We start from the raw sequence: 4,387 nt of genomic DNA on the forward strand, positions 1-4,387 counted from the left end.
ATTCTTGTTCACGACCCACTAAGGAATAGAAATTAGATAGAGTATTCAAGGCCTTTAAATAAATCAGAGTATTTGAAGAGACTTTTAATAATATATTTTCCAATGAAGAAATTGCCTCACACTTACTGTCATATTGATAGAAGTCAATTATAGATTTAATCCATTCAAGGTAAGTTCGGTCTTCTAATGTTAGAAAAGTGCTTCGTTCTACCTCTATTTTATAAAGATATTCTAAATCGTCATAATTTCTATCATCTAATAGGCGAGCAGATAATTGCTTGAAATTAGAGAGGTTAGATTTAATTTCAATTTGTTCATTAAAAAAATAATCTAATGGCACTTCAAGTCGTTGTGAGAGTTTGAATAACAAGTCTGCGGAGGGAATAAAATGACCTCTTTCAATTTTACTAATCTGGCTTTGTTCACAAATTCCTTCTGCAAGAGTTTGTTGGGAGAGTCTCAACTCTTTTCTTTTCAATCTGAATTTCTCTGCGAGTGTATTCATTAAAGATAATAAACCTTCCTATTTGCTTAATTTCATTATAAAGTTTTTAGTTCAAAATAGCAAGTTAAAGGAATAAATAATTCTTTATGGTAATAAACAAAAAAAAAAAAGTTAAAAATTACATAAAAATACTTGACTAAATAAAATATATCTGTTAGAATAAAAAAAGAAAGGGGTTTCATTGCATGAGAAAAAAACGTGGAATTAAAAAATTAGTTACATTTGCATTGCTAGGTGTTTTTATGTTTAGTAATACAATTCCTTACCAACAGTTTATTCAGAAGAATAAACAATTGGAGATTCGAGTGCAATCGCAAAAGAAGTCCAATGGTCTTGATGTTGGGAAGGCGGATTAGTTGATTAAATGATGAAAATACTATTAACTATATAGTATTTCTGTTTTATCTAATTTTTAATTAGAAAGAAGGGATTCCGATGTACTAGGGTATGATTTGTTGATATTTCTAAATGCAGTCATTGTTATTGTTAGATTTTAAGTGAAAGAAATGAGGGCTTTACGATGAAGAAAAGCATAAAAAAAATAATTACAACATCTTTACTTGCACTGACTTTAGCTGGTGCAGGTGGTTCGATTGTTTCAGCTGCAACAGTTTGGTATAAAGGTACTGCAGTTTATTGGGATTATGGTCGTACTGCTGGCCTTTGGAGCTATTCAAATGTTCAGTCTAGTGTTTACGAACACTCAGCAACTGCTAACGGGGCATTCTCAGGCTGGCAATCACCTGGAGTAGAAGCACGTGTTTCTAAATTCATCGGAACTGCTACAGCTGAATGTTACTGGAATTGTAGGTAAGTACCTATGACATACAAAAACATGTTATTAGGTAAAATGAAATACTTAATCCTGTTTTTGATTGCCATCCAGAGTGTCTTACTTGCTCTGGTGGCAATTTTTTTAGCAGGTTTACAGTATCAACAGTCATGGCAGAGTTATAATCATCATTCCGAAACTGTAACAGTTTATCTTCAGAAGTTAACAGAAGAGCAATCACAAGATGTATTTAATTATTTTTTAGAACAGAGTGACTTGTCCATATGGACAAAACGTTCTGAAAGTAGTGATACAGGAGAAGGTCTAAATAGGATTTATATAGACATCCTTGGCAGCTCTGCTGGTTTTTCAGATTTTGAAAGTACGGGTAAAATAGTAGTCTCACAACAACAATTTGCAGATTTATTATCTCATAGTGATAATAGTATGACTATTGGACTTGACAAAGGCTCAAATAATATGCTTTACGAGCTTCCAGATTTATTATTTAGCACACCTGTAGTCATTGAACGATTAGATTATACTTTTCAAAACACTAATACGATCAATGGGATATACCATATCAATGGTCTCCACGATGCTGTCTCAAGAGATAACTTTCTGTTGCATCTTTCAAAGATGTCAGGTATTTCTGTTGAGGATTTGACAAAAGAAAGTTTTGGAAGTAGTACTGATCAGGGAATTTGGGGAATAATACTTGCTATCAGCATCTTAGTAAATGCCTTCATTTTACTGATTCTATTCTTAATCTGTGTTCTTCAATCCTTTAAACATTTCGGAACATTGATTCTTTTAGGATGGGATAGAAAAGAATTATGGTCTGCTTTTTTCAAAAATTCTCTACTATTTTCAATCTACATTATTCCAATTATCTCTTTATGTAGTTGGTTGTTGTCAGGCTGGTCTAGTTTTGGTTTATCATCGTTTATTCTAGTTTTTGCTGGAGTCAGCCTCTCAGTCTTGTTGCTACTATTGATATTCATTATTCCAACGATTATTGTTTATTCGGTTTCTCCATTAGCCGCAATTCATAAACGATTACCAATGAAGCCTTTAATGGTAACCTGCTTGTTATTCTATACCTTGGTAGCTGGTTTGTTAATCGCAGTCAGTTACTCTTTAGATGCTCCAACGAATCAGTTTATTGATAATATGAAAGTATCTAGGGAGTGGAAAAATGTTGAAGATATGTACGTTATCTCCAGCTTTGTTGAGGGAGATGATGTAGGTACATATGCAGGAACTACAAATTCCCTTGAGCGTAGTATGTATAACTTTTACCAGCGTATATCTGAGCTTCCAGGTGTCTATATTGCCCAAGGAAAATTTCTTAATCAGGAGTACCTTGATGCAGTCTATGGGACATACCAACATGTCCCTAAAAAACCATTTTGGTATTTGAAATTCTCCTATAATTACCTGCAAGAGTTAGGTATTCCCCTAAGTGATGAGGAGTTGCTAGAGATGAGGAATGGTACTCGACTTTATCTTCTACCTAACACGCTCAATACAGAAGAACTTGAGGCGATGAAGGCTTATTTACAGGAAAGTGTCACTGTAAAACCGGGAGATTTACAAACTAATTTCACAGAAAATCCGAAATTTATGTTCAAGGTTTACCAACCGTCTCGACCAATATTTACTTGGTCAGATTCCATTTCTTATGGTACAACTAGTGAGAATCCAGTTATTTTTGTCTCAACACCAGAGAATCTATATTTCATGGAGTCGGCAAACTTAGTTGTCAGCGGCTATAATGGTCTTTTGAAGATTCGTGATAGGGAAACAATGGAACAGGTAGTGTCCGTTTTAGAAACAGAATTTCCAGATTTAACGGATAATCGGTTGAGTTTTACAACTGTCAAGAACTTTATCAATGGTCTTCAAAAAGATCTGAGTTATACATTTTATCTTTTCGGCACGATTATAGCGATTATCATCATTACGATGATGGCTATTTTCTGGAGTTTTGTCTTAATGTACCGCTTGTTATTTGAAGAAAAATTGTATGTTCAATACTTTATGGGATTCTCACCATGGAAAAGATATATTGGTGTGGTTTCTCTCATTATTAGTTTTTCTGTGATGGAACTAATCGTTTCTATCTTGGTGGGTTCTAAGTTGGGAATAGTCATGACACTAGCTACATTTGCTTTTCAGATAATGCTTCTTTACTTCAGTTTGTTCCGTAAAGAAGGAGAGAGTATCATACAATCATTTAAGGAGTAATCTCATGTCTAGAATTTCAGTACAAAATGTATCAAAACAATTTGGTTCAAGAGAAATTTTCAAAGACTTAAGCTTTGATATTGAGGAAAATGAATTTGTAGCTTTAGTAGGACCTTCTGGTTCTGGAAAATCGACTATCCTCAATATGATTGGACTATTGGATACTGTTGACAGTGGTAAAATCCTAATCAACGGAAAAGTTTTGCCTAAGGTAAATTCGCAATCAGCAGTTCATTATCGAAGGAATGTCATCAACTATCTTTTTCAATCCAATGCACTCATTTCTACATCTAGTGTGAAAGATAACCTGATGCTTGCCATGACTTTTTCGAATTTCTCTAGACAGGAGAAAGAGCAGAGAATCAAGGAAACGCTAGAATTTGTTGGTCTACAAAATCGGTTAAATAGTAAAGTCAATGAATTATCGGGAGGTGAACAGCAGAGAATTGCGATTGTGAGAGCTATTTTAAAGCCCGGAGATATTGTCCTAGCAGATGAACCAACCGGATCGTTAGATCCTGAAATGTCTCAAAAAGCATTCGATTTGATTCGAACTTTGAGAGATCAATTTGGTAAAACAATTTTGATTGTTACGCATAACATGGAGCAAGCACGGCAATGTGATAGGATCATTTCACTGGAGTAGGTTCTTGTAAATTAACTCAAGCATTATTAGCACTTGATACGGTTACTTCTGAACCCGTTTCAAAAGAAAACTATCTTTATTCCATGTTATTTTGAGAAAGATATTGTGAAAGTCAAATATGATGATAAAGTTGAGTGGAATTTGTTAGAATTTCAAAAATTTAGAGCATTTTTGGCTTAGTAATATGTGTTGAAAGCTCAAAATCTATGGTAAA

General features: G+C 33.9%; 5 protein-coding genes. 4 read left to right on the forward strand and 1 reads right to left on the reverse strand.

Annotated features, from left to right (window positions below):
* On the reverse strand, positions 1-505 hold a 505-nt coding region (locus HT699_RS00840; protein ID WP_172934027.1), incomplete at its 3' end, for a helix-turn-helix transcriptional regulator.
* 185 nt (positions 506-690) lie between these two features.
* On the opposite strand from HT699_RS00840, the gene HT699_RS11955 reads away from it, so the two are divergent.
* The 4 genes from HT699_RS11955 to HT699_RS00855 all read left to right on the forward strand — a co-directional run bounded on the left by HT699_RS11955 (position 691) and on the right by HT699_RS00855 (position 4,173).
* On the forward strand, positions 691-861 hold the full coding sequence (locus HT699_RS11955) for a PhrA family quorum-sensing system peptide (RefSeq protein ID WP_001227862.1): 171 nt from the start codon (positions 691-693) through the stop codon (positions 859-861).
* A 164-nt stretch (positions 862-1,025) separates the two neighbouring features.
* Entirely contained in the window at positions 1,026-1,319 is a 294-nt protein-coding gene (locus HT699_RS00845) for a hypothetical protein (protein ID WP_000748217.1), read from the forward strand.
* Between the two features lie 6 nt (positions 1,320-1,325).
* On the forward strand, positions 1,326-3,527 hold the full coding sequence (locus HT699_RS00850) for an ABC transporter permease (protein ID WP_000221426.1): 2,202 nt from the start codon (positions 1,326-1,328) through the stop codon (positions 3,525-3,527).
* 4 nt (positions 3,528-3,531) lie between these two features.
* A complete protein-coding gene (locus HT699_RS00855; RefSeq protein WP_000087002.1) occupies positions 3,532-4,173 on the forward strand; it encodes an ATP-binding cassette domain-containing protein in 642 nt (213 codons plus the stop codon).
* Positions 4,174-4,387 lie beyond the last annotated feature (214 nt).

The organism is Streptococcus sp. 1055, assembly GCF_013276815.1.
Lineage (GTDB): Bacteria > Bacillota > Bacilli > Lactobacillales > Streptococcaceae > Streptococcus > Streptococcus pseudopneumoniae.